General features: G+C 63.2%; 24 protein-coding genes. 17 read left to right on the top strand and 7 right to left on the bottom strand.

The annotated features are described in order from the left end of the window. The first annotated feature begins 2 nt into the window (after positions 1-2). Together S7S_RS12985 and S7S_RS12990 are read left to right on the top strand one after the other, a co-directional pair. Positions 3-641, top strand: a complete 639-nt coding sequence (locus tag S7S_RS12985; RefSeq protein ID WP_008738494.1) for a peroxiredoxin — start codon at positions 3-5, stop codon at positions 639-641. A gap of 57 nt (positions 642-698) precedes the next feature. After that, the gene (locus tag S7S_RS12990) at positions 699-1,415 is read left to right on the top strand and encodes an MgtC/SapB family protein (protein WP_008738495.1); all 717 of its coding nucleotides are present in this window, start codon (positions 699-701) and stop codon (positions 1,413-1,415) included. A gap of 145 nt (positions 1,416-1,560) precedes the next feature. On the opposite strand, the gene S7S_RS12995 is transcribed toward S7S_RS12990, so the two are convergent. Continuing rightward, positions 1,561-3,432 (bottom strand): choice-of-anchor I family protein, encoded by a 1,872-nt coding sequence (locus tag S7S_RS12995; RefSeq protein WP_008738497.1) that lies wholly within the window; start codon positions 3,430-3,432, stop codon positions 1,561-1,563. Positions 3,433-3,755: 323 nt separating this feature from the next. Between S7S_RS12995 and S7S_RS13000 the strand changes: the two genes are divergently transcribed. The 4 genes from S7S_RS13000 to S7S_RS13015 all read left to right on the top strand — a co-directional run bounded on the left by S7S_RS13000 (position 3,756) and on the right by S7S_RS13015 (position 6,715). Continuing rightward, complete coding sequence (locus S7S_RS13000) at positions 3,756-4,037, top strand: DUF427 domain-containing protein (RefSeq protein WP_008738499.1); 282 nt, start codon at positions 3,756-3,758, stop codon at positions 4,035-4,037. A 107-nt stretch (positions 4,038-4,144) separates the two neighbouring features. Further along, positions 4,145-4,645 carry a hypothetical protein gene (locus S7S_RS13005; protein WP_008738501.1) on the top strand — a complete coding sequence of 167 codons (501 nt, stop codon included), beginning with the start codon at positions 4,145-4,147 and terminating at the stop codon, positions 4,643-4,645. Between the two features lie 75 nt (positions 4,646-4,720). Next, a complete protein-coding gene (locus S7S_RS13010; RefSeq protein ID WP_041026002.1) occupies positions 4,721-6,346 on the top strand; it encodes an ABC1 kinase family protein in 1,626 nt (541 codons plus the stop codon). Between the two features lie 132 nt (positions 6,347-6,478). Further along, positions 6,479-6,715, top strand: a complete 237-nt coding sequence (locus S7S_RS13015) for a hypothetical protein (RefSeq protein WP_008738504.1) — start codon at positions 6,479-6,481, stop codon at positions 6,713-6,715. A 9-nt stretch (positions 6,716-6,724) separates the two neighbouring features. Here the strand turns inward: S7S_RS13015 and S7S_RS13020 are convergent, their stop codons facing one another. Next, complete coding sequence (locus S7S_RS13020; protein WP_008738506.1) at positions 6,725-7,447, bottom strand: nitroreductase; 723 nt, start codon at positions 7,445-7,447, stop codon at positions 6,725-6,727. Positions 7,448-7,583: 136 nt separating this feature from the next. Here S7S_RS13020 and S7S_RS13025 point away from each other — a divergent pair, with 136 nt between their 5' ends. The 7 genes from S7S_RS13025 to S7S_RS13055 all read left to right on the top strand — a co-directional run bounded on the left by S7S_RS13025 (position 7,584) and on the right by S7S_RS13055 (position 14,774). Further along, positions 7,584-8,069 (top strand): DUF1643 domain-containing protein, encoded by a 486-nt coding sequence (locus S7S_RS13025; RefSeq protein WP_008738508.1) that lies wholly within the window; start codon positions 7,584-7,586, stop codon positions 8,067-8,069. A 193-nt stretch (positions 8,070-8,262) separates the two neighbouring features. Beyond that, entirely contained in the window at positions 8,263-8,838 is a 576-nt protein-coding gene (locus S7S_RS13030) for a hypothetical protein (protein WP_008738511.1), read from the top strand. Positions 8,839-9,194: 356 nt separating this feature from the next. Continuing rightward, entirely contained in the window at positions 9,195-10,544 is a 1,350-nt protein-coding gene (locus S7S_RS13035) for a sphingomyelin phosphodiesterase (RefSeq protein WP_008738513.1), read from the top strand. A gap of 2 nt (positions 10,545-10,546) precedes the next feature. Next, a complete protein-coding gene (locus S7S_RS13040) occupies positions 10,547-11,602 on the top strand; it encodes a lipase secretion chaperone (RefSeq protein ID WP_082027727.1) in 1,056 nt (351 codons plus the stop codon). A gap of 131 nt (positions 11,603-11,733) precedes the next feature. After that, positions 11,734-14,091, top strand: a complete 2,358-nt coding sequence (locus S7S_RS13045) for a fatty acid cis/trans isomerase (protein ID WP_008738515.1) — start codon at positions 11,734-11,736, stop codon at positions 14,089-14,091. A gap of 99 nt (positions 14,092-14,190) precedes the next feature. Next, a complete protein-coding gene (locus S7S_RS13050; RefSeq protein WP_035205267.1) occupies positions 14,191-14,445 on the top strand; it encodes a type II toxin-antitoxin system HicA family toxin in 255 nt (84 codons plus the stop codon). Continuing rightward, a complete protein-coding gene (locus S7S_RS13055) occupies positions 14,442-14,774 on the top strand; it encodes a type II toxin-antitoxin system HicB family antitoxin (RefSeq protein WP_008738516.1) in 333 nt (110 codons plus the stop codon). The genes S7S_RS13050 and S7S_RS13055 overlap by 4 nt, the downstream gene beginning before the upstream one ends. A 183-nt stretch (positions 14,775-14,957) precedes the next feature. On the opposite strand, the gene S7S_RS13060 is transcribed toward S7S_RS13055, so the two are convergent. Continuing rightward, positions 14,958-16,718 (bottom strand): DEAD/DEAH box helicase, encoded by a 1,761-nt coding sequence (locus S7S_RS13060; protein ID WP_008738517.1) that lies wholly within the window; start codon positions 16,716-16,718, stop codon positions 14,958-14,960. A gap of 319 nt (positions 16,719-17,037) precedes the next feature. Between S7S_RS13060 and S7S_RS13065 the strand changes: the two genes are divergently transcribed. Both S7S_RS13065 and S7S_RS13070 read left to right on the top strand, forming a co-directional pair. Continuing rightward, a complete protein-coding gene (locus tag S7S_RS13065; protein WP_008738518.1) occupies positions 17,038-17,496 on the top strand; it encodes a YaiI/YqxD family protein in 459 nt (152 codons plus the stop codon). Positions 17,497-17,583: 87 nt separating this feature from the next. Further along, positions 17,584-18,285 (top strand): response regulator transcription factor, encoded by a 702-nt coding sequence (locus S7S_RS13070; RefSeq protein ID WP_008738519.1) that lies wholly within the window; start codon positions 17,584-17,586, stop codon positions 18,283-18,285. Positions 18,286-18,310: 25 nt separating this feature from the next. On the opposite strand, the gene S7S_RS13075 is transcribed toward S7S_RS13070, so the two are convergent. The 4 genes from S7S_RS13075 to S7S_RS13090 form a co-directional block, all read right to left on the bottom strand. Further along, positions 18,311-19,609: a sensor histidine kinase gene (locus S7S_RS13075; RefSeq protein ID WP_035205321.1), complete on the bottom strand. Its 1,299-nt coding sequence runs from the start codon at positions 19,607-19,609 to the stop codon at positions 18,311-18,313. Between the two features lie 77 nt (positions 19,610-19,686). Then, entirely contained in the window at positions 19,687-20,724 is a 1,038-nt protein-coding gene (locus S7S_RS13080; RefSeq protein ID WP_008738526.1) for an SAM-dependent methyltransferase, read from the bottom strand. Then, positions 20,714-21,487: a DUF1295 domain-containing protein gene (locus S7S_RS13085; protein ID WP_008738528.1), complete on the bottom strand. Its 774-nt coding sequence runs from the start codon at positions 21,485-21,487 to the stop codon at positions 20,714-20,716. Before S7S_RS13085 ends, S7S_RS13080 begins: the two co-directional genes overlap by 11 nt. Beyond that, positions 21,484-22,053, bottom strand: coding sequence for a DUF2878 domain-containing protein (locus S7S_RS13090; protein ID WP_144401667.1), 570 nt, complete (start codon positions 22,051-22,053; stop codon positions 21,484-21,486). Before S7S_RS13090 ends, S7S_RS13085 begins: the two co-directional genes overlap by 4 nt. A 103-nt stretch (positions 22,054-22,156) precedes the next feature. On the opposite strand from S7S_RS13090, the gene S7S_RS13095 reads away from it, so the two are divergent. Both S7S_RS13095 and S7S_RS13100 read left to right on the top strand, forming a co-directional pair. Continuing rightward, positions 22,157-22,732 (top strand): nuclear transport factor 2 family protein, encoded by a 576-nt coding sequence (locus S7S_RS13095; protein WP_008738533.1) that lies wholly within the window; start codon positions 22,157-22,159, stop codon positions 22,730-22,732. 30 nt (positions 22,733-22,762) lie between these two features. After that, the gene (locus tag S7S_RS13100) at positions 22,763-23,290 is read left to right on the top strand and encodes a chalcone isomerase family protein (protein WP_041026003.1); all 528 of its coding nucleotides are present in this window, start codon (positions 22,763-22,765) and stop codon (positions 23,288-23,290) included. Positions 23,291-23,345 lie beyond the last annotated feature (55 nt).

Genomic DNA, 23,345 nt, shown 5'->3' on the forward strand with positions numbered 1-23,345 from the left:
CCATGTCACTGCGTATCGGCGATACTGCGCCGGATTTCACTCAGGATTCATCCATTGGCAAGATCCATTTCCATGAATGGGCAGGTGATAGCTGGGTCGTGTTCTATTCGCACCCGGCCGACTTTACCCCCGTGTGCACCACGGAACTGGGTCGCACTGCAAAGCTGAAGGATGAGTTCGACAAGCGCGGCGTCAAGGTCCTGGCCCTGAGCGTGGACCCGGCGGATTCGCACCGTACCTGGATTGAGGACATCAACGAAACCCAGCAGTGCGAGGTGGACTTCCCGATCATCGCGGATGCCGACAAGAGCGTGGCCACGCAGTATGACATGCTGCACCCGAATGCCTCGGAAACCGTGACGGTCCGTTCGGTATTCTTTATAGACCCGAACAAGAAGGTACGCGCCACCATCACCTACCCGCCCAGCACCGGCCGCAGCTTCGCGGAAATCCTGCGCGTGATCGATTCACTGCAACTGGCGGACTCGCACAAGGTGGCCACGCCGGTGGACTGGCAGGATGGCGACGATGTGGTGATCCTGCCGAGCATCAAGGATGAGGAGGAGATCAAGCGCCGGTTCCCGAAGGGGTACAAGGCGATCAAGCCGTACCTGCGCATTACCCCGCAGCCGAACAAGTAAACGCTGCAAGGTGTTGCCCCGCGTGCGCCGTTTCGGCGGCACGCGCGGGTTCCCGAGATGCCCTTCCCCACCCTGCTTGCCGATCCCGCCACCTGGTCCATTCTCGGTCACCTCACGGCTGCCTGGCTGGCCGGCAGCCTGATCGGCCTGGAACGCAGCTACCATGGCCGCCCGGCCGGGTTTCGCACGCATGCGCTGGTCTGTCTGGCGTCGGCCCTGCTGATGCTGGCGAGCACCTGGCAGTGGCGCTGGCTGGGCAATGACATACCGCTGGAAGCCGTGCGTACCGACCCGACCCGCATGGCGCAGGGCATCATGACCGGTATCGGTTTTCTTGGTGCCGGCGTGATCTTCAAGGAAGGCCCGACGGTGCGCGGGTTGACCACCGCCGCCTCCATCTGGGTGACCGCCGGTATCGGCATTTTGCTGGGCGTCGGGTTCTTTCTACCGGCCACCCTTGCCACACTGATGACGCTGGGCACCCTGTCGGCCTTTCGCTGGATCGAGTCGCATATGCCGTCGCACGCCTATGCCCACCACCGTCTGACGTTTCAGCCCGGCCATGGCATGACAGAACAGGCCCTGCGCGAATTTCTGGGCGAGCATGGCTTTCACCTTTCCATGCTGAGTTATCGCTACGGCGAGGATTCACCGGGGCTGGAGTATCGCATGGTGATCAGGACACGTGCTGCGTCGAATATCCGGCGGCTGGCGGATGCCCTGGCAAAGATGGAGTCGGTGAAAACGTTCAGAATTGATCCAACGGGGGATTGAGGGGGAACTGCGCGCTACTGGCCAGAGGCCAGAACAGGCGAAGCCCACTGTTCAGCTCGCGGCTCGTAGATGGTTAAAAAAAAAGGGCGGTCATCCGACCGCCCGATCATCATCATCCGGACCAAGAATGTGACGAATCAAAACCTCACTCGAATACCTGGTTCACCTGGAAGACTGCGGTGGAACCACTTACTTCGTTGCCGATGACCAGCAGCGCTTCACCGTTCGGCGATTGCGATGCCGGTACGAATGTCAGGCCTTCCGGACCCAGATCGCCCATGATCGACAGCGCGCTTTCCGGATCGGCGGTCCAGTTTTCGCGGCTGTTGAAGTAATCCACAAAGGCCGGTGCCTGCGGGTCGGTAATGTCATAGACAAACACGCCGCCCATGCGCTCCAGGCCAATGAAGGCGAAAGTCTTGTCGCCGATCTTGCCCAGAGCGACACCTTCCGGTTCAGGGCCTTTGGCGTCGGAACGGCTGTCAAAGGCGTCGCCTTCATCATGGCCGGAGTTGAAGTAGTCTTTGCAGGGAATGCTGCGCTGCGAGCCAACCATGCATTCATCGCTGGCCAGGTACTGTTCGAAGGCATCACCGGAATCCCACACCAGTTGGCCGTCAGCATCCCAGATGGCAAATGAACGGCCGCCGTAGGCATAAAGTGCGTCGTACATGATGCGGTCACCGGCGGCATCCTCTTCGCCGGCGCTGTTGAACATCACCGGCGTGCCATCCGTGTTCTGGCGGTAGCCCATGACCCAGCTGATGTTCAGGCGGCCGAGGACGTCGTCTTCGCGGCAGTCGCCGGCGTCACCGGCGGTCGCGCCGCAGTAGCCAAACACGCCGGGGTTGAGCAGGCCGCCCGCCGCCAGGCTGATCAGTTGTGGCGGCATGTCATCGCCACAGCGACGTGCAAAGCCGTTGCTGTGCACCAGATGCTTCACGCGCAGTTCTTCGACAAAACCCTGGCCCGGATCGGCGTCAGAGCAATCATCGCTGCTGCCCCAGTAGGCGTCATTGTCCTCACCCCAGGCACGGGCATCACCTTCGTTGGCGGACACAATATAGGTCGCACCGTCCACCTCGTAAGCGGCAATGGCGTCCGGCAGGTACATGCCCTTGACGCCGGCGAAGGTGGCGATATTGATCAGGCCATCTTCGTCGGTGGCATCAATGCCGTTGCCTTCGGCACCGATGTCCTTGTAACCCAGCGGCAGGATGTCGGTCACGGTGGCGGTGGCGATATCAATCCGCGCGAACGCGTTGTTTTCTTGCAGGATTACCCAGGCAGTGCTGCCGTCGGCTGACACGGCAATGTACTCCGGTTCGAAATCCTGCGCGGCGCTGGCGTTCGGACCATAGATGCGCACACCGCTGGCACGCAGGGTCGCTTCCTGGCCGTTGAAGGCGGTGAAGTCCGCAGTCTCTGCTGTCAGGCTGGCCGGATCGGTCACGTCGATGATGCTGATCGAACCTTCCGGGTCCGTCTGGTAGTCATCAGACGGTTCCCCTTCGTTGGCCACCAGCACATACCGGCCGTCCGGGGTGAAGGTCAGCATGTCCGGCAGTGCACCCACCTCCACATGGTTGATGCGGGTCAGGTCATCCAGGCTGTACAGCGCGACATATCCGTTATCCGTCTTGACGGCCGCTTCCACCGCCAGCGCCATCAGGTTGCCGTGCAGTGCCACACTGTTGACGGTCGCACCCGGTACCAGGTCCGTGACCGACAGCTCTTCCAGAAACACCGGCTCGCCGGGCTGGCTCACATCCAGCACATCCACCGCGCCTTTCTGGGCGTTGACCACGAACACGCGCTGCCCGGCTGCGTCATAGGTGGTGATCTCCGCCGCGCTTTCGTCAAACTGGTCAGTGCTGTAACGGCCCAGCAGGCTCAACGACAGCGACGCGGGTGTCTGTTCACCCGGAGGTGGATTACGGTCGGAGCTGCTGCCACCACAGCCGGCCAGCGTGGTGACCAGAACGGCCGAAACGGAAAGGGCAAGCCAGTGCTTCATGCGTTTTCCCCAAAGTCAGAGCGTATGAATTTGAAGTGGCAATAACTAACGCAGGGGGATGACCGTTCGATTGATAAAAAATGGCTATTTAATGACAGCCAGATTGCTGGCCCATTGGCATGAAATGGAATATCAGCCAAAAATATCACCCTCTACCGCACGTCGCTTCGTCCCGGATTGTTGTTTTTTTGTTCGCCCGGAATCCCTAAACTGCCGCCCGCTTACACCGGAGCAGACCGTGCCGCAACAGGGCTTTTACGCCACGCACGTCTCAATTTCCGGCTGTAATGCCTTTTTTCCTTTTTGGAGATCCGGGGGTTCTGATGAAAGCGATCTGGCAGGGCCACGTGCTCGCAGCAAGTAACCACGTGATTTTCATGGGCGGCCAGCACTTCTTTCCGCCCGAGAGCGTACGCCGCAATTTCCTGGTGCCGAGCGAACGCCGCACCCGGGACGACTGGCGCGGCGAAATCTGCTACTTCCACCTGCAGTCCGAAGACCGCCAGATCACCGACGCGGCCTGGTACTACCCCGCCCCCGTCGATGATGTGGCGGCCATCTCCGGCTATATCGCCTTTGGCGAGGGCGTTGTCATCGGCCACTGACCGGCGGCAGACCGGCAGGCTTGACCCTACCCCCTCGGATGGATGTATTATTTTGTACTACATCAATTCGAGAGGCAGGTGTGACGAGCCCTGAGAAGAGCCCTGAGATGAGTCCTGACAGACCAGAACGCCGGGGGCGCGGCCGCCGGCCCGCCAGCGAGACCGAGCGCAAGGACCGGGTCATCCAGACCCGTGTCCCGCGCGATCTTGAGACCACCCTGCGCGATGCGGCAGAGCGGGAGCGCGTCAGCGTCTCGCATCTGATCCGGCATGTCCTGGAAGACACCTTCAACCTGGTCGACAACATCGTCGCCGATTCCGCCAGCCTGGTCGGCAATGTGACCCGTGACGCCCGGCGCCTGGCCGCCAGTGCCCGCGGACAGGTACCCGCCGACAAGCCCCTGGTGCCGGCTGCCGAGGGTGGTGATACCGCCCGCGAATTGCTGGCCTCGGTGGACGCCTGGCAGGACGTGATCGTCAACCGGCCCGGCCACTGCATCCAGTGCGGCGCCGACCTGCCGCGCGGGCAACATGCCTTTCGCGGCCTCAGCGACCAGCCCGGCACTCCCGCCGTGTGGCTGTGCGGGCACTGCCTGAACAATCTCTGACTGATACCGCCGTCCCCTCGTGACGGCTTTATTTTGACCAGTTTTGTACTACAAAAAATGACAAAGGAGCCTGACATGCCGCAAGACACTGCCACCGCCGCGCCGCGTGACAGCCATTCGCCGACCCGCTGGCAGGCGCTGAATGCCTTCAGTGACGGCCAGGACAACGGCCTGCGCGCCTGGCTCAACGTGCTCGACGCCAGTATCGCCGCCCTGGAACGCACCGCCTGGCAGGGCCGCAAGCTGGCCGGCCAGGCCATCCAGGCCTGGCGCCTGGTGGAAAGCGGCGCCAGCGATCTGGCCACTGAGTACCAGTTGCTGTCTGCGGAGGCGAAGCGCTGGCCGGCGCGCCTGAAGCGCCTGTCGAAAACCGGCTGGATGCTGACGCGCCTCACCGCCAGCTATCGCCTGTGGGGCACCCGTTCAGCCTTCCTGCCCGCGCACCGGCAGGCCGGGGCACTGGCCACGTTGCATCGCCGTAACGCACGTCGTTTTGCCGAGACGTCGCTGGAACAGGGCGGCGCCTTCCTGAAAATAGGCCAGTTGCTCTCGACCCGCCCGGACCTGTTGCCTGCCCCCTGGGTGGAAGAACTGACCGCCCTGCAGGACAACGCACGCCCTGAGTCCCCGGCACAGATGCGCGCCGTGCTGGAAGAAGAATTCGGCCTGCCGGTCGAGGTGCTGTTCCGCGAGTTCGACGACGAACCGCTGGCCGCCGCCAGTATCGGCCAGGTGCACCGCGCGGTGCTGGAGGACGGCCGCGAGGTGGCGGTAAAAATCCAGCGGCCCGGCCTGCCGGACATCATTGAACTGGACATGACGCTGATGCGGCTGTTCATCGACAGCATCAGCCACCTGCTGCCGCCCACCGATCTGCCCACCATCCTGGACGAAATCGAGCGCTCGGTACGCAGCGAACTGGATTACCGCGCTGAAGCGCGCGCGATGCGCAAGGTCGGCGTGACACTGAAAGACGTCACCGGTGTGCGTGTCCCCGATACTGTCGACGCGCTGTGCAGCAAACGTGTGCTCACCACCACTTTCGTGCACGGCGAAAAATTCACCCACGTGCTGGACCGCCATCGCGCAGCCGGTAACAACGCCGCCATCGCCGACATTCTCAGCCGGCTGCTGGATGCCTGGCTGCACCAGATTCTGGTCGGCGGCTGTTTCCACGCTGACCCGCACCCGGGCAATATCCTGCTGGCCGGGGACGGCGACCTGGTACTGCTGGATTTTGGCAGTACCGCGCACTTGCCGGAGCCTTTCCGCCAGGGGTATTTCCGCGTGTTGCAGGCAAGCATTGTCGGTGACAGCACCCTGATCGCCGACACACTGCTGCAACTGGGCTTCGGCACCCGCAGTGGCCGCCCTGACACGCTGCTCGCGTTCGCCGATGCGATGCTGGCGCAACTGCGTGAGGCGGCATTGCAGGGCGACATTCATTTCGCCTGGCCTACTCCGGAGCAGATGCTGACCCGGGCACGTGACCTGCTGGCGCAGGCGGAAGCCGACCCGGTCGACAAATTGCCGGCGGAGTTCATCATGCTGGCGCGGGTATTCGGTTCACTGGGCGGGCTGTTCCTGCACTACCAGCCGCCGCTGGATATGGCAGCGCGGTTGCTGCCGTTGTTGACGCGGGAGGACATTCTGCCGGTGAATGCGACGGCGCCGACAGGATTCTGGCGACGACTGATGTGACGAAGAGCCTTCGTCTGACCAGGGGAGCGCCGCGCTGGCACATCGCTCCCCTGGCCTTGCGATTCCGGCTCGCTGGGTGTCAAATGCCCTTCACTCCCCAATGCAGCCAACCACGCCGGCGAGGAACCCGCCATGCGTATCGTGATCACCCTGATTGTCCTGGCCATCATTGGCCTGCTGGTCACCCAGCGCATCAACACACCGCCCACCGAGACACCGCACCCCGAGGCAAGAGAGCAGGATGCGCCCGCGCCACCGCGCGTGCCCGCGCGACCCCAGGATATGGACGCCTTCGAGGAGCAGATGCAGCAGTTCAACGAAGACGCGGCCGCACGGCGCCAGCAACAGATCGATCAGGCCACCGAATGAATCAGCGCCTTACTGCGTCCGGGGTGGCAGCCGCAATTCATCCAGTGATTGCCGGTCCGGCCTGAAACGGTTCACCGGCGCATCCGCCGGATATCCCATGGAGACACCGCACAGCAGTTGATACGGCGCCGGAATCTCGAAGCGCTGCGCAACCGGTGAGCGCCACAACGCCAGCGCACCCTGGGCGCAGGTGCCCAGCCCGCGGTCGGTGGCAGACAGCATCAGGCTCTGCAGGAAGATGCCGGCATCCAGTGCCGAATAGACGCCCAGCCCCTTGTGGGCGAACACGAACATCACCACCGGCGCATCGAAGAAAATGAAATTGCGCGCCATTTGCTCCTCGCGCGCCGCGCGGTCTTCCCTGCCGATACCCAGCAGCCTGTACAGCCCCAGACCTGTCGCGACGCGACGCGGCTGCAGATCCTCCGGGTAGCGCAATATCGGACGAAAATCCCCGTCGGGCATGGCGCCGCCTTTCAGCGCACCCAGCGCCTTCTTCCAGAACGGTGCCCGTTGCAGCGCCGCCAGCCGCTGGAAGCGTTCACGGAATTCCTGCCGCAACCCTTCCACTTCGGCACCACTCACCACCGCCACTTTATAGGGCTGCGTGTTCGACCAGCTCGGTGACACCAGCGCATCCGCCAGCACCTCGTCCACCAGTGCCGGCGGCACAGGCGTCGGCTCAAAGGCGCGGATACTGCGCCGCTGGTGCAATACATCCCGGAATTCCATCGCACACTCCCGTGTTCATAACCGCCACACACTAAGGCGTTCCCGGCCACCTCGCACTGACCACAGCGTACAGCCATGCTTGATCCGGTCAGGTGCTTTTTGCCGTGCCGTCGGCAGCCGCTATACTGCGGCCGCCATGACCCTTATCAGACTGCATCACAAGAGCGCGCATTTCTCCCGCTGCGGCCGTTATCGCTACGCCCTCTGGCGCCGCTGGGGCGACGGCGACGACTACGCCCTGATCGTCGGCCTGAACCCTTCTACGGATGATCCCGAGGTCGACAACCCGACGGTGCGCCGCTGCATCCGCTTCGCCCATGACTGGGGCTACAGCGGCGTGTGCGTGGTCAATCTGTTTGCCTGGCGCACGGTCAGCCCCGCCGCCCTGCTGGCCGCCGAGGCACCGGTCGGTCCTCGCAACGATCACTGGCTGCGCAAAACCGCCGCCGATGCGTCCGTGGTGGTGGGTGGCTGGGGTAATCACGGCGCGCACCGCTCGCGTGCGGTACAGGTGCGACGGCTGCTGCCGCACATGCAGATACTGCGCCTGAACGCCTCCGGTGAACCGGCTCACCCGTTGTATCTGCCCGCGCGACTGACGCCGCGCCCCTGGCCGTCCTGACAGGCCGTCCTAACAGGCCGTCCTGACAGTCATACTCTGCGCAGCTGGTGTATCCTGAAAGCCGTTCAGCGTCACCCGTGGCGCGTCTGTCGTTGCACGGCGGCCATCATGCCGCAGCACGGAACCGGTGCACAGCAGTGCCAGACTAAGCCAGCCAGAATGCCCCTTCCCCTGACCCGACAAGGACAACAGCATGATGCTTCGCCCCGTCCTGGCCTGCACCCTGGCCGCCACGCTTGTCGCCTGCGGCGGTGACAGCTCGGATGACACACGCACCTATATCAACGGCTATATCGAATCCGCCGATACCGAAGTGATCGCGGTGAATGACGATATCAATGCGTTTCTGAGCAGCACCTGTGACCGCAAGACCTTCTTGTATCAGGCCGCCGTCGTCACGCCCGGCAACGACCGCTTTGACCCGTCCGAATGGAGCCTGGTTTTCAGCGCGACGCCGGACATCGCCGGCACACGCGAGTTCAGCGGCAACGACACAGACATGCCGTTACGCCTGCACACCGCTTATGTGGCCGAAGCAAAACAGAACGGCAGCAGCTGCACCATTACCGAAGAGCAAGGTGAGACTTTCCGGCCGATTGATGGCTTTATCGAATTCAACGGCTACGGCGACGCGGAATTCACCCTGCTGATGCGCCGGGAACTGGCCGACGGCAGCCTGACCGGCACAACCGTACAAGTGCAAGGCTGTTGGCTGATCAGTAATGACCGCCGCCAGTGCCAGCAATCTGCCAGCACCACCGAGCTGTAACAGGGTGTTGAAAAAAAACCTGTGAGGCTTTTGCACGCCACCTTTGCGGCACAGGTCCGCAAAGGTGAGCACACACAATCAATCGTTTACCGCGCTTGATCTTGCTGACGGCCTGGCTGAGCCGTCAGCACAGGCTGTTTTTCAACAGCCTGCCAATAAACTTCAGGCTGGCCCCCAAAGTGCCCACCTTTTGTCCCGCTCCGCCCATCGGTTGTCCCGATTTTTCCTGTCGCTGGCACGATTGTTCCTATCCAGCCTCCCCCCGACTGCCTACTCTTGGGTAGGCACGCCAACCGGGCGTGTCACAGGGAATACACCGTCAACAACAACAATCATCTGAGCCGGGAGGGACCACCATGCGCTCTGTATCTTTGCTCGGGCTGGCCGCACTGACGCTACTCGCGTCGTCCGCCGCCACCGCCGATACCTACATCTTTGTCACCAACAGCACGCCGGACCCGGTGACCATCTCGGTCAACCACTACGGCACCGACACCATGACCCAGGGCGATGAATGGGCCCAGGAAGAAACCACCATCCCGGCCTACGCCACCCGTCGCGTCCTGCGCTACAACCGTTACTGGGGTGTGCATTCCGGCGAGACGTTCCACTTCGATACCGTGGTCAGCAACGGCACCTCATCGGTCACGCTCAAGCAGCGCATGGTCGGCACCTGGAGTGGCAGCAACATCGTCCACGGTGCCAGCGGCAGCGACTTCAGCTCACCCTGGTACAGCGATCGCAACATCCACACCTTCTCGACCACTTACGGTGGCCGCGCCTCGGTGAACAGCTTCAAGGCCCAGCTCACCGGCGGCTACGATGACTTCTACTACACCATTCACAACAACACGCCGACGGAAGCCGTCAGCGGCACCGATCAGTTAAAGGTGCTGACCTATAACATCTGGGCCCTGCCACTGGTGGCCAGCGACATCGGCGCACGCCTGGCAGAGCTGCCCAATCACCTGGACGGCTACGATGCGATCCTGCTGCAGGAAGCCTTTGCCAGCGAACGCGACGATTTCCTGCTCGCCATGGCGAGCGAATACCCGTACCAGACGCATATCCCGCGCATTCCGTTCGAGCTCGGCACTTTCAATATCTTCGACAGCGGCGTGGCCATCCTGAGCCGCTACCCGATCGTCGCGACGGCGGATTTCATCTATCCGGATTGCTCGGGCACGGACTGCTTCGCCGACAAGGGCGTGATCTATGCGGAAATCATCAAGGGCGGCAAGGCGTACCACCTGACTTCCACCCATACCGCGTCGTTCGATACCACCGAAGCACGCACGCTGCGCCAGGAACAGTTCCTGCAGATCCGCGACCTGGTGGATGACCAGAGCATTCCGTCCACTGACGCGGTGCTGATGGGCGGCGACTTCAACGTCAACAAACTGCTGTGGCCGACCGACTACGCGCAGATGCTGACCAACCTGAACGCCACCGATCCGGTCAGCACCGGCTACACCGAAGCCACCTTCGATCCGCGCGTCAACGAAAACGCCGGCGCAGCGGGTTCCGGCGGCACCACGGTGGAATACCTGGATTACGTGGTCTACGCCAACGACCACCGCCTGCCGACCACCTCGCGCAACGATGTACGAGTGCTGCGTTCAGTGGCGTCATCGGTCTGGGGCACCTGGGATCTGTCCGATCACTTCCCGGTGATGGGCGAATTTGACTTCAACACTGCGCCCTGATCATGCGTACCCGGACCTTGTGGATGACGGCGGCCTGCGCCGTCATCCTCAGCCTCGCCACCGGGCTGTGGTGGAGCAACGCTGCGGATGATCCGGCAGCGATCAGTGCAGAACTGATTGCCGCCGCAACGTCCGCAGGGCCATCGGGCGCGGCCCATGCCGGCGCGCCCTTTGCCACGGCATCGCCCCCGCCGCCACAGCAACCGGCACGGCAGGACATCATGGCCAGCGACGAAGCCACCCTGGGTGCGCAACAGCGCTACCAGTACACCCTGACGCACCTGCGCGATGTGCTCAGCGAAGCACAGGCCGCGCCGGGCAACCTGCAGGCGTTCTTCAGCGAGCTCGCGCAATACTGCGACAGCGCGGCACGTTGCCAGGCGCTGCTGGCCGAAGTGCTGGCCGGTTACCCGGACGCGGCGTTCGCCGAGATGGTCGCACGCATCCAGGAACGCATGCCGGCCTACGAGGCCGCGATGCAGTCCACGGTCATGTCGATGAGTGAACCGCCGGCTCAGCGCTTCAACACCCTGCAGGCGCTACGCGAACAGATGCTGGGCAGGGAAGAAGCGGAACTGATGTATGGCCAGGAAGCCGCCTGGGCGCGTTACCGCCTGGGTTACGGCGAGCTGATGGCCAGCGCCGGGCAAATGCCGCCCGACGCCCGCCAGCAGGCACTGGATGCGCTGCGCCAACAGCACTTCGGCGACTATGCCGAAGCACTGCGGGAGGTAGAGGGCGCACGCGGAGCCTACGAGCACGCCCTGGCGCTGCAACTTACCGGCGTCACCAGCGAGGCAGAACGACAACGCATCACCCAGTCATTGCGCCGGCAATATTTCACCGATGAACAGATCCAGGCAATGAACCAGCGCGACCAGCAACTGGCTGCGCAGGCAGAGCAACTGGCCGCCTACCAGGCGGCCGTCGCCGCCCTGGACGCTGAATTCGGTGCGCTGCAGGGCACCCTGCCGGCCACGCAATGGCAAAGCGAGTACCAGGCACGCCTGAGTGCGCTGCGGCAGGCGCACTTCAGTAGCGGTGCCAACGCGCTGTAACAGTAAAACAATCAAAAGCCTGCCGTGTTGCGGTGGTGCTGGCCATCCTCAGTCTCTAGCATCGGAACCATTGCCTCGCCCTGGCCGGCGGGGCAACTCCCCCGGATAAGAGAACGACAAGGAGCCGGTCAATGCGTTACCCCGCACTGCCTTTGCTTGCCCTGTGCGCCATCGGACTGCTGCTCGGCGCCTGCACCGACAACCGTGACATGGCCCGCGCCGACACCCCGTTGCCGATGCCAACCGCCCGCGAAGTCTCCTTCGAGCAAGACGTCAAACCCATCCTCGATGCCAAATGCCTGGCCTGCCATGGCTGTTACGATGCGCCCTGCCAGTTGAAACTGGAAACCGCTGAGGGGCTGGTGCGTGGAGCCAACCCAGAACCGGTTTACGACGGCACCCGCAAGCACGCCATGTCGCCCACTCGCCTGGGTATGGATGAACAGACCGAAGCCGGCTGGCGTTCACGCGGCTTTCACTCTGTACTGCAGGGCGGCGAACAGACGCAGTCGGTGCTGTACCGCATGCTGGCGCTGGGCAAACAGCACCCGCCAAAACCCAACAGCCGGCTGCCGGACGATATCGAGCTGGGCATTGCGCGCCAGAATCAGTGCGTCACCAGCGAGGCGTTCGACGAGTACGCGCAGGATCATCCGCTGGAAGGCATGCCACTGGCCGTGACCGGCCTGACCGACGATGAGTTCGCCACGCTGAGCGGCTGGCTGAATCAGGGCGCGCCGATTGATACAGCGCCAGTAACACTGAGCGCTGCCGAGCAGCGCGCTGTCGACACCTGGGAAGGCTTTCTGAATCGCGAGGACGATCGTCATCGTCTCGTGGCCCGCTGGCTGTTCGAGCACCTGTTCCTTGCGCACCTTTACTTCGAGGACATCGACGGCCAGCCCCGTTTCTTCGACGTCGTGCGTTCTTCCACCCCGCCTGGCAAACCGGTTGCCCCGATCGCCACCGTGCGCCCGAACGACGCACCGGGGCAGGCATTCTTTTATCGCCTGCGGCCGGTGGAAGGCACCCTGGTACACAAGCGGCACATCACCTTTGCCCTGAGCGAGGCGCGCCTGGCGCGTGTGCGCGAACTGTTCTTCAGCGACGACTGGGCCGTGAGCAGCCTGCCCGGCTATGACGACGTGGCGCGCGCCAATCCATTCCTCACTTTCGCCGATATCCCGGCGCAGGCGCGCTACCAGTTCATGCTCGATGAGGCCGAGTACTTCACCCGCACCTTCATTCGCGGGCCGGTGTGTCGTGGCCAGATTGCCACCGATGTGATCCGCGACCAGTTCTGGACCTTTTTCCAGGCACCGGACCGGGACCAGTTCATCCTCGATGCCGACTATCGGGCGAAAGTCACGCCCCTGCTGGGCATGCCGGGCCAGGATTACTCGCTGCTGGATGCCGGTGAAAACTGGCTGCACTATCGTGGCCAGCGCAATGACTACCTCGCACAACGCCAGCAGCAGTACATGCAGGCACAGCCCGCAGGCGCGTCGTTCAGTGATATCTGGGACGGCGACGGCCACAACACTAATGCGCTGCTGACCATTTTCCGTCACCACGACAGTGCGTCGGTCACCCGCGGGCTGGTCGGCGAGGTACCACTCACCCTGTGGCTGATGGATTACCCGTTGTTTGAACGCACCTACTACGAACTGGTGGTGAATTTCGACGTGTTCGGCAACCTGGCCCATCAGGCGCAGACGCGGCTGTACTTCGACCTGATCCGCAACGGCGCCGAGCAGAACTTCCTGCGGCTGATGCCGGCCGGCACCCGCAAAGACATCCAGCGTGGCTGGTATCAGGGCCTGGGCAAGCTGCGTCTGGACATCTCTTACCATCATCTGGATGACACGGCGCCCTCCGCCGAGCCCTATGTCTCCAAGGCCCCACAACAGGAGTTTGCCATCCGCCTGCTGGAGCGCCTGCGTGACATCAACGCGATGCCGGATGATGCGCTCAATCGCTGCCAGGGCGGAAACTGCGGCCGCCGCGAACAACCCGCCTGGGTTCAGCGCGCCGACCAGGCGCTGGCGCGCATTGCCTCAACACCGGCGGCGGAGCTGCCGGGCATCAAGCAGCTGCCGGAAGTGGTCTTCGTGCGCGTCAGCCATACCGATGGCGAGCGCACTGTGTATTCGCTGCTGCGCAACCGCGCGCACAGCAATGTGGCCTTCATGCTGGGTGAATCGCTGCGCTACGAACCGGACAAGGACACCGTTACCGTGTTCCCCGGCATAATCGGCAGCTATCCGAATTTCATCTTTGATGTGCCCGCCTCGCAGGTGGAGCACTTTGTGTCCCTGCTGGGCCGCGCCGAGGAAGACGAGGACTTCGAGCGCATCGTCACCAGCTGGGGGGTGCGCCGCACGCATCCGCAATTCTGGGCGGTGCTGCATGATTTCACCGCCTGGCAGCGGGAGCATCAGCCGCTGCAGGCCGGGGTCTTCGACGTAAACAGGTTCGAGAATCTCTGAAAAAAGCCTCGCAACGCTTTGTCTCCAGCCTGGAACCACCCGGGGACGGTTTCAGGCTGAGCTTGTCATCCCCTGAAAGTGGTATTACGATTCGATACCATGAACAGCAAACAGCGCAGCACCCTGAAGGCCGTCTTCTCCAGCCCCACGTCGAAATCGCTGGAGTGGAAACGGATTGAGTCGCTCTTTGCGGCCCTCGGTGCCAACGCTATCGAAGGGAATGGTTCAAGGGTGCGTTTCGAACTGAATGGCGTAGTCGGTACCTTTCACCGCCCTCATCCCGACAAGGAGGCCAAGCCGTATCAGGTCCGTGACGCACGGGCCTTTCTTGAGCAAGCAGGAGTTACCCCATGAATGCGATGAAGTACAAGGGCTATGCTGCCCGGATTGAGTACAGTGACGAAGACGACCTGTTCGTCGGGCACATCGCTGGCATCCGGGATGTAGTGGGTTTTCACGGTGACTCTGTTCAGGCATTACACGCCGCCTTCGAGGAGGCCGTCGACGACTACGTCGACACATGTGCCAAACTCAATCGACCACCGCAAAAACCGTTTTCCGGCAAGCTCAGCTTGCGCCTGGAGCCAGAGCTACACGCGACAGTGGCGGTGAAAGCAGAACTCGCGCATAAAAGCATTAATCAGTGGGTAGCCGATGTGCTGAGCCGGGAAGCTCGCGCTTAGAGAGTGATACACTGCCCAAGCTGATGAAGACCGCAGTGCCGATCAGGCTTGCGGGAGTGAATCATCGCTTGGATATGGTGAGCTTCGCCGTTGGCTCTGCCCACCCTACGCCACTACTTTCCCGCTAATCTGCGATGATTCAAAAAAACCCCGCATTGCGGGTTTTTTTCTTTTCAGCTGACGTCAGCCATTGGCACGACGGCGCGGGGCATTGGCCTCGCGGCGCGGAGCGCTCTTGCCGGGACGACGGGCCGCCGCCGGTGCAACACCGCCATCTACCACGATATTCATCTGCTGGCCTGCCACCCAGACGGTGCGCAGATGCTTGATGGCGGACTCCGACAGGCTGTCCGGCAGATCCACGATGCTGAACTGCGGGAAGATGTCGATGCGGCCGATGTGGCTGCTGTTGAGCTTCACCTCATTGGCAATGGCACCCACGATGTTGGACGGTTTCACGCCATGGGTACGGCCCACTTCAATACGGTAGCGGGTCATGCCTGCTTCCGGCGCGGTGGCCTTGCGCGGTGCACCACGGTCACGCTGTCCGCCTTCCGCACGGCGCGGCTCACGCTCGGGACGCTCCTGACGCGCACGCACCACCGGTGCCGGACGGTCTTCCATGTACAGCGAAGCATCGCCCTGGGCCAGGCGCGCCAGTGCTGCGGCAACGGCCAGCGGTTCGGCGCCGCTTTCCTGCAGGAATTCCTGCAGTACTTCACGGTACAGATCCAGTTTGCCGGCATCCAGCGTCGCCTGAATACGTGCCTTGAAGCGTGTCTTGCGCACGACATTGATCTGCGCCGAGGTCGGCAACGCCATTTCTTCCACTTTCTGGCGCGTCAGACGCTCGATGTTCTGCAGCATGCGTTTTTCACGCGGCGTCACGAACAGGATCGCATCCCCCTCACGCCCCGCGCGGCCGGTACGGCCGATACGGTGCACGTAGGTTTCGCCGTCAAACGGAATATCGTAGTTGAGCACCATGGAGATGCGCGGCACGTCCAGACCACGCGCGACCACGTCAGTGGCGACCAGGATATCAATGCGGCCGCCCTTGATCTGCTCGACCACCTGCTCACGGTGTGGCTGCGCCATGTCACCGTTCAGCGCGGTGGCACGGAAGCCGGCACGCTGCAGGAAGTCAGCCAGTTCGACGGTGCTTTCCTTGGTGCGGGCAAACAGGATCACGCCATCAAAGGTTTCGGTTTCCAGTACACGCACCAGCGCGTCGAGCTTGTCACGCTGGTTGATGAACAGATAGCGCTGACGGATCGCCGCCACGGTGGCCGTCTTGGTGGCCACGGTGATTTCCTGCGGGGATTTCAGGAAACGCTGGGCGAGCTTGCGGATCGGCGGCGGCATGGTGGCCGAGAGCAGCGCCACCTGGCAGGCTGCCGGGGTCTGTTCCATCACCCACTCGACGTCGTCGATAAAGCCCATGCGCAGCATTTCGTCGGCTTCATCCAGCACCAGGCAGCGCAGCGCGTCCAGCTTCAGGGTGCCGCGCTTGAGGTGGTCGACCACCCGGCCCGGCGTACCGATCACCACCTGCACACCTTCGCGCAGGGCGCGGGTCTGCGGGCGGTAGTCCATGCCACCGCACAGCGTGACCACACGCAGTGACGGCGTTTGCTGGCCGTATTTTTCAAACGACTCGGTAACCTGCAGCGCCAGCTCACGGGTCGGCGCCAGGACCAGCACCTGCACGGCGCCGGCCGGCGCATCACCAAAGCGGGAAATCAGTGGCAACGCGAACGCGGCGGTCTTGCCGGTGCCGGTCTGTGCCTGGCCGATGACGTCACGGCCTTCAAGAATATGGGGAATAATCGCCTGCTGGATCGCAGACGGCGTCTGGTAACCGAGCGCACGGATGGCCTGCTTGACGGTAGGGGAAAGCTCCAGCGCATCAAAACCGGGCTGGGCGGTCAACTGTTCGGACATGAATCACCTTGCATCGCCACAGCAGCCGCTGTGGACGTGGATGGAATAATACCGGATACCCCGGGACGGACAGGTCCTGGGTTTCGCTCACCGGTTACGAGGCTTCCCGCGAGAAGCCCGGCCGTATCGCGTAGATAGGGGGAGGGGCCGAAAACGGGATCAACGCCGCAATGTGCGGACGTGGCAGCTTGCTGTGTCCAACGCGGCTGCGTCGGGATGCTGCATCAAAGCGGCGCGGAGTATAGCGAATTGCAATCGCCAGCGCCAGTGGCACGTGGGTTATGCCACAATAGCGCCGCCAACCTGACCGGAGCCCGCCATGACCATCTGGGTCGACGCCGACGCCTGCCCGAACATGATCCGCGACGTGCTGTTCCGCGCCGCACAGCGTACCCACACGCCCATGGTGCTGGTCGCCAACCAGCCGGTGCGTACCCCGCCAGGCCAGTTGATCCGCGCCATCCAGGTGCCCGGCGGCTTCGACGAGGCGGACGACTATATTGCCACCCAGATCCAGCCCGGCGAACTGGTGATCACCGCCGATATCCCGCTGGCCGCCCGCGCCATCGAAGCCGGCGCCACCGCCCTGCACCCCCGGGGCGAGCTGTTTACCCCGGACAACATCAGCCAGCGGCTGACGATGCGCAATTTCATGGAGGAAATGCGCGGCGCCGGCCTGGCCCATGGCGGCCCGCCACCGATGACCGAACGTGACAAGCAGGTCTTCGCCAATGCCCTGGACCGCTGGCTCACTGCCCGCCGGGCGCCTTCACGTTGATGCGCCCTTGACGCGCCACCGGGCAGCATGATCAATAATCCAAGGCCGGTCAGGACGACCGGCGTCACGCTGCAAGGGGCCCCGATCATGAGCCGTTCTCTGGAAAAACTCGCCATCCTGCTGGTGGAAGACCACCGCCAGCTGGCCCAGACCGTTGTCGAATACCTGGAGGAACTGGGAGCCACCGCCGACTATGCCGGCGATGCTGCCCTGGCGCGCGAACTGCTGCGCGAACATCACTATGACCTGATCCTGCTCGACGTGATGCTGCCCGGTGAAGACGGCTACTCTCTGTGCCGTTACCTGCGCCACGAGCTGACCCTGGACACGCCGGTGATCTTCCTGACCGCCCGCGACCACCTGGACGACAAACTCGAAGGCTTCTCAAAGGGCGCCGACGATTATCTGGTGAAACCCTTCGCACTGCCGGAGCTGTCCGCGCGCATCCAGGCGCTGGTGCGCCGCGAACGCCGTGAAGTGGCGCCGCATGTACTGGCCGTGGCCGATCTGGAACTGGACCCGGCACGCCAGGAAGTGCGCCGCGACGGCCAGGTGCTGAAACTGTCCCCCACGGCGTTCCGCATCCTGCGTATCCTGATGCGCGAAACACCGAAGGTGGTCAGCCGCGAACAACTCGAACATGAACTCTGGGGTGATCTGGTACCGGATTCCGATGCGCTGCGCAGCCATCTCTACAACCTGCGCAAAGTGATCGACAAGCCCTTTGAGGTAGCCCTGCTGGAGACGCTGCCGGGCGTCGGGTTCTCGATCCGCAATCCGGCAGCCTGACGGCTGACCGGCGGCGCGGGCAGGATTATTCGCCGCGCCGCTGCCAGCCGGGAAACGAGATACGCACCTGCGTACCCTGCCCCGGCTGGCTGGCCACTTCCAGTTCCCACCGGCAGTGCTCGCACAGGCGTTGCACGATCGCCAGCCCAAGACCATGCCCGCCTTCGGCATTGCCCTGCCCGCGTTCAAACGGGCGCAACAAGCGTTCCAGCTCTTCCGGATTGATGCCCGGCCCGGTATCACGCACCAGGATCTCCTGCTCGCCGATGATCACTTCCACAGAGCCGGAGTTGGTGTAATTGATGGCGTTGCGCACCAGATTGGTCAGAACAATCGACAGCACCTGCTCCGGCACCTCCAGTGTCAGCATGGCGCGCTGCGTGCAGTCGAGTGTCACCGCCTTGCGCTGCGCCAGCGGCTGCAGGCGTTCCACCAGGTTCAGCACCAGATCATTGACGATCAGGTGATCCGAGGGCAGCGCCTTGTATTCGCTGCGCGCCAGCAGCAACAGGGTTTCGATCAGCGCCTCCATGTCACCGACCGTGTCCTCGATACGGCGGACCGAGGGCGTGCCGGGATAGCGCTCGGACAGCAGCTCAAGATTGGCACGGATCACCGCCAGTGGCGTGCGCAATTCGTGGCTGGCGTCACGCGAAAACTGCCGCTCGCGCACGACGAAATCCAGCAGCCGGTCGGAATAGGCTTCCAGCGCCGAGACCAGCACCGCCACTTCGGAATCCGCTTCGGTTTCGATGCTGGCGAAATCCGGCCGTGCCGTTCCCGTTTCGCGCAAGGGTACGTCACGCAGCATCTCTGCCAGTTGTACCAGTGGCGACATCAGCTGCCGCGACTTGCGCCAGGTCAGGAACGACATCAGGTAGATCACCAGCAACACGCCGGCCAGCGGCGCAACACCGAATACCAGCGCCAGTGCCGACACCCGTCGTTCGTCAAAGATCAGGTACAGCGTCAGGTCACCCCGCCGCTCCAGATAGACAATCGGCTGGTCGCCGCCCAGCGGCACCCGGTGGAAACCGGGCTCAAGGTTCAGGAACGCATCCGGGATACGGTCATGCGCATGCGCCGGGTCATCCAGCAACCCGAGCAGGTGGCGGGTGTTCGGTCGGGGAAAATCCGGTTGCCGGTCGTACAGCTGCCAGAAATGCTGCGCCTCCAGCATCAGCGCCTGTTTGACCAGCACGTGCTCGATGATCTTGGCCGTCGCCATCACACCAAGCACCGTGGTCAGGCTGATCAGCACGACCTGCGTCAGGTAGAACCGGGCAAGCCGGTATTGCACGCCGGAACGTCGACGGCTGGCCATGGCATCCTCTCGCACGGAGCGCCCGGCGGCGCGCTTCAACCTGTCCCGCAGCGGCGGCTGCGGGGCAGCCTGCTGCGTCAATGCGGTGCTTCCGGGCGAACAAAACAATAGTGGCCGACAAACCACTCATTGCCGTCACGATAGGCGAAAAGCTCCGCACAGGCCATGAAAAACATGCGCCAGCGTTGCAGCCAGCGGCGTGCATCCTCACGACCATAAGTGGCCGCCAGCACCGGCATCAGGCTGTCGCGGCGCTGGTCTGCATTATCCAGCCAGGCTTCCAGCGTGCGCGCATAATGGCGGCCATTCACACGCCAGGCATCCTGCAACACCAGCCTGTCCTGGCAGCGCTCCAGCAGATCGAACGAGGGCATCACGCCGCCGCTGAAAAACATGCGCCCCATCCAGTTTTCCTCGCCGTCGGTTTCGAACGGATAGAACACCTTGTCGTGACAAAAGATGTGCACGAACAGCTTGCCGCCGGGCCGCAGCCAGTCGTGAATGCGATGCATCAGCACCCGGTGGTTGCGCACATGCTCGAACATTTCCACGGAGACGACGCGGTCAAAATCCCCCTCGGGATTGAAGCTGCTGACATCTGCGGTGATCACGCGCACGTTTCGCAGGTTGCGCTGCTGTGCCTGGTCATCAATCCAGGCTTTCTGCGACGCCGAGTTGGAGACGGCCACTATCTCGCTGTTCGGATAATGCTGCGCCATCCACAGGGACAGCGACCCCCAGCCACAGCCCAGTTCCAGCACCCGCTGGCCATCCTTCAGGCCAGCGCGCTGGCAGGTCAGCGCCAGCATGGCTTCTTCGGCTTCCGCCAGGGTGCGGACACCTTCTCCCCACAGGCAGGAGGAATATTTCAGGTAAGGCCCGAGCACACGCCGATAGAACGCAGCCGGCACTTCATAATGCTGATCATTGGCGGCCTGCTGTTGCTCCGCCACCGGCCCGTCGGCAAGCTGCGCCATCAACGCCTGCTTGCGCGCCTCCACCGCACCCGGTTCATCGGCATGCTCCTGGCGCAAGCGCTGGTCAAGCAGTCGGCGAATGCCAAAACGGATCAGACTGTCGGGCACCCAGCGGCGCTCGGCGAGATCAACCATCATGTCGCGGTCTCCATGGGAAAAAGGCACTGGTGGTGCGCTGGTAACGCCGGTAGTCCTCGCCCCGGCTTTTCAGCGCCTGACGTTCGGTATAGGGAATGCCGGTGACGAACCACAGGAACAGCCACATCATCAGCGGTGCCAGCCACAGCCAGGCGGCGCCGGGGGCGCCGATGGCCAGCACCGGATAGCTGAACCAGTGCAACCATTCAAAGAAATAATTCGGATGCCGCGAGTAACGCCACAGCCCCTCGCGGCAGGTCTTGCCACGGTGAGCCGGATCATCACGAAATTGCGCCAGCTGGCGGTCGGCGGTGCTCTCGCCAATCAGCGCGACCACGCCCAGCACACTCCCGAGTAACAACCACAGGGGCTGCACCGGCCCCTGATGACCGCTGATCACGAATGCCGGCAGGGCAAACAGCCACGCCAGCAGGCCCTGCCCGAGAAAGAAAAAGAAATGAAACAGACCGATGCGCGCACCCAGTGCCTCACGCATGGCGCGATAACGACCTTCCTCGGCATCGCCCAGCACCCGCAACAGGATGTGCGTGCCCAGGCGCCACGACCAGAAACCCAGCAACACAGCCGTCACCAGGCGCACCAGCCAGACGCCCTCGCCCATCCACAGATAAATCAGCGACACGGCGCCCACACCGTAGGCCCATACCACATCGGCGTAACCGCCGTTGGCCGTGCGCTGTTGCACCCACCAGCCCAGCAGGCTCCAGATCAACAGCAATAAGGCGCCATACACCAGCATCATGTCCTGCCCTCCCCGGGCCACATTGTCTGCCCGCCCGGCCCGGCACCGCGCGCGGCCCACCAGGCCAGCGCCGGCACCAGCAGTGCCCATACCAGGCCATAACACACCGCCAGCGGCAACAGGCCGGCAGGCGCACTGGCCGCACCACATCGCACGCCGGCCAGCACCGACGCGATGCTGCCGACTGCGCCGAACAGCGCCGCCAGCCGCACCCGCCCCTGCAACCAGGCAAGGCTGTGATTCAGACTCATGGCAAAACCCACCCAGAGCATCATGATCCAGAGCGGCGGCCAGCCCGATGACCAGGCCATGCGATATTCAATCAGGCCGAGCGACAACCAGACACGTTCCGCCAACACGCCCGCCAGCAACCCGGCCAGTGCCATGCGGCCCTCCGCACGCCACGATGCACCACTGCCCAACGCCAGCGCCACCAGCGCCAACAACGTCGCCAGCGCTGGCCATTGCAGCCCCTGCGCCGCACCCAGCACCGCAGCAAACCACAACGCCTGGAACAATACCGCGTTGCCCAGAATGGCCGGAGGAATCTGTTGTAGCCGCTTCATGATCTGCATTCGCAGACGCTAGCCCGCACGCGGTCAAGCCACCGTGAATCATCTCCGCACCGATTCACAACGGGTTCACCGCACAAGCGGGACACTTTTGCCCATGCGCCCACTTTTCCGATCTTTCCATCTTCTGCTGCTGCCGCTGTTGTGCCTGCTGGCGCTGACCGGTTGTGCCCATCGCCCGCCGCAGGATTTCGCCGCCCAGTATCTGGCCGCCCTGGAGCGGTTTCCCGCCAGCACCACGGCAGACCTGGACACCGCCATGCAGCATTTTGTCGACGTGTTCACTCACATGACGGCCACGGATATCCGCGAACGCGTCGCCAGGACCTATGCGAGCGATCTGTTTTTCAACGACACCCTTTATACCGCCACGCAGCGGGAGGCGCTGGCCGACCATCTCGCCGGCACCGGCCAGGCCATGGACGCCATGCAGGTAGAGATTCTCGGCTGGACCGCCCAGGACGGTGAGGTCTACGTGCGCTGGCTGATGCATACCCGGTTTTCGATGGCCGGGCGCGACGTGGATGCCCGCACCATCGGCATGACGCACCTGCGTTTCAACGATGCCGGCCAAGTGGTGCTGCATCAGGATTTCTGGGACAGCAGCCAGGGCTTCTTGGAACATGTGCCGGTGCTCGGCGGCATGATCCGCTGGGTCCGCAGCCGATTGTGAAACAGCCTCCGGCCCACCGGGAGAGATGCCATGCAGCGTCTTGTACTCACACTGCTGATTGCCCTGCTGCCGCCGATGACCCATGCATTACCGCCTTCGCCGGCGCAGTTTTTCGCTGAGGACGTTTCGCTGACCGACTGCGGCAGCGGCGAAGTGCGGGCACTGCGCTTTTTCCGCGTCGGCGAGGCAACGCTGGCCAGCGCCCGCTGCGACGGCGATCTCAACCCGCCCCTGCGGCTGCTGTTCCGCTATCGCCGCGATGTGCCCGGCGATGCCTTCGGCAAGGCCGCCGAGACCATGATCGGCCGCAACATCAGCGAGGACGCCTTCCGGCAACTCAAACCCCGGCTGCAGGCATTCAACAGCCATTACCGCGATATCGGCGCTGGCGACGTCTATCAACTGGATTATGCCGCCGACGGCCGGCTGCTGCTGAGCCTCAACGGCCAGCCACTGGTGATGGAGCAGGGCGATGATTTCGCCCGTGCCTACCTGACGATCTGGTTCGGCGAACGTCCCTATTCCACTGATCTCAAGCAGGCCCTGTTGGGACAGTGAGCCGCCCGCACACCCGGGCCAGCCGTCTTATATCCGCCGGGGGGCTGCGCTACAC

It is taken from the genome of Isoalcanivorax pacificus W11-5 (genome assembly GCF_000299335.2).
GTDB lineage: Bacteria > Pseudomonadota > Gammaproteobacteria > Pseudomonadales > Alcanivoracaceae > Isoalcanivorax > Isoalcanivorax pacificus.

Excerpts from the sequence above, each read along its gene's own strand:
- S7S_RS13025 (WP_008738508.1), top strand. The coding sequence starts at position 7,584 with ATGACCCTTATCAGACTGCATCACAAGAGCGCGCATTTCTCCCGCTGC.
- S7S_RS13045 (WP_008738515.1), top strand. The coding sequence starts at position 11,734 with ATGCGTTACCCCGCACTGCCTTTGCTTGCCCTGTGCGCCATCGGACTG.
- S7S_RS13090 (WP_144401667.1), bottom strand. The coding sequence starts at position 22,053 with ATGAAGCGGCTACAACAGATTCCTCCGGCCATTCTGGGCAACGCGGTA.
- S7S_RS13015 (WP_008738504.1), top strand. The coding sequence starts at position 6,479 with ATGCGTATCGTGATCACCCTGATTGTCCTGGCCATCATTGGCCTGCTG.
- S7S_RS13005 (WP_008738501.1), top strand. The coding sequence starts at position 4,145 with ATGAGTCCTGACAGACCAGAACGCCGGGGGCGCGGCCGCCGGCCCGCC.
- S7S_RS13080 (WP_008738526.1), bottom strand. The coding sequence starts at position 20,724 with ATGATGGTTGATCTCGCCGAGCGCCGCTGGGTGCCCGACAGTCTGATC.
- S7S_RS13030 (WP_008738511.1), top strand. The coding sequence starts at position 8,263 with ATGATGCTTCGCCCCGTCCTGGCCTGCACCCTGGCCGCCACGCTTGTC.
- S7S_RS13010 (WP_041026002.1), top strand. The coding sequence starts at position 4,721 with ATGCCGCAAGACACTGCCACCGCCGCGCCGCGTGACAGCCATTCGCCG.
- S7S_RS12985 (WP_008738494.1), top strand. The coding sequence starts at position 3 with ATGTCACTGCGTATCGGCGATACTGCGCCGGATTTCACTCAGGATTCA.
- S7S_RS12995 (WP_008738497.1), bottom strand. The coding sequence starts at position 3,432 with ATGAAGCACTGGCTTGCCCTTTCCGTTTCGGCCGTTCTGGTCACCACG.
- S7S_RS13055 (WP_008738516.1), top strand. The coding sequence starts at position 14,442 with ATGAATGCGATGAAGTACAAGGGCTATGCTGCCCGGATTGAGTACAGT.
- S7S_RS13095 (WP_008738533.1), top strand. The coding sequence starts at position 22,157 with ATGCGCCCACTTTTCCGATCTTTCCATCTTCTGCTGCTGCCGCTGTTG.
- S7S_RS13075 (WP_035205321.1), bottom strand. The coding sequence starts at position 19,609 with ATGGCCAGCCGTCGACGTTCCGGCGTGCAATACCGGCTTGCCCGGTTC.
- S7S_RS13040 (WP_082027727.1), top strand. The coding sequence starts at position 10,547 with ATGCGTACCCGGACCTTGTGGATGACGGCGGCCTGCGCCGTCATCCTC.
- S7S_RS13020 (WP_008738506.1), bottom strand. The coding sequence starts at position 7,447 with ATGGAATTCCGGGATGTATTGCACCAGCGGCGCAGTATCCGCGCCTTT.
- S7S_RS13060 (WP_008738517.1), bottom strand. The coding sequence starts at position 16,718 with ATGTCCGAACAGTTGACCGCCCAGCCCGGTTTTGATGCGCTGGAGCTT.
- S7S_RS13000 (WP_008738499.1), top strand. The coding sequence starts at position 3,756 with ATGAAAGCGATCTGGCAGGGCCACGTGCTCGCAGCAAGTAACCACGTG.
- S7S_RS13100 (WP_041026003.1), top strand. The coding sequence starts at position 22,763 with ATGCAGCGTCTTGTACTCACACTGCTGATTGCCCTGCTGCCGCCGATG.
- S7S_RS13070 (WP_008738519.1), top strand. The coding sequence starts at position 17,584 with ATGAGCCGTTCTCTGGAAAAACTCGCCATCCTGCTGGTGGAAGACCAC.
- S7S_RS13050 (WP_035205267.1), top strand. The coding sequence starts at position 14,191 with ATGAACAGCAAACAGCGCAGCACCCTGAAGGCCGTCTTCTCCAGCCCC.
- S7S_RS12990 (WP_008738495.1), top strand. The coding sequence starts at position 699 with ATGCCCTTCCCCACCCTGCTTGCCGATCCCGCCACCTGGTCCATTCTC.
- S7S_RS13035 (WP_008738513.1), top strand. The coding sequence starts at position 9,195 with ATGCGCTCTGTATCTTTGCTCGGGCTGGCCGCACTGACGCTACTCGCG.
- S7S_RS13085 (WP_008738528.1), bottom strand. The coding sequence starts at position 21,487 with ATGATGCTGGTGTATGGCGCCTTATTGCTGTTGATCTGGAGCCTGCTG.
- S7S_RS13065 (WP_008738518.1), top strand. The coding sequence starts at position 17,038 with ATGACCATCTGGGTCGACGCCGACGCCTGCCCGAACATGATCCGCGAC.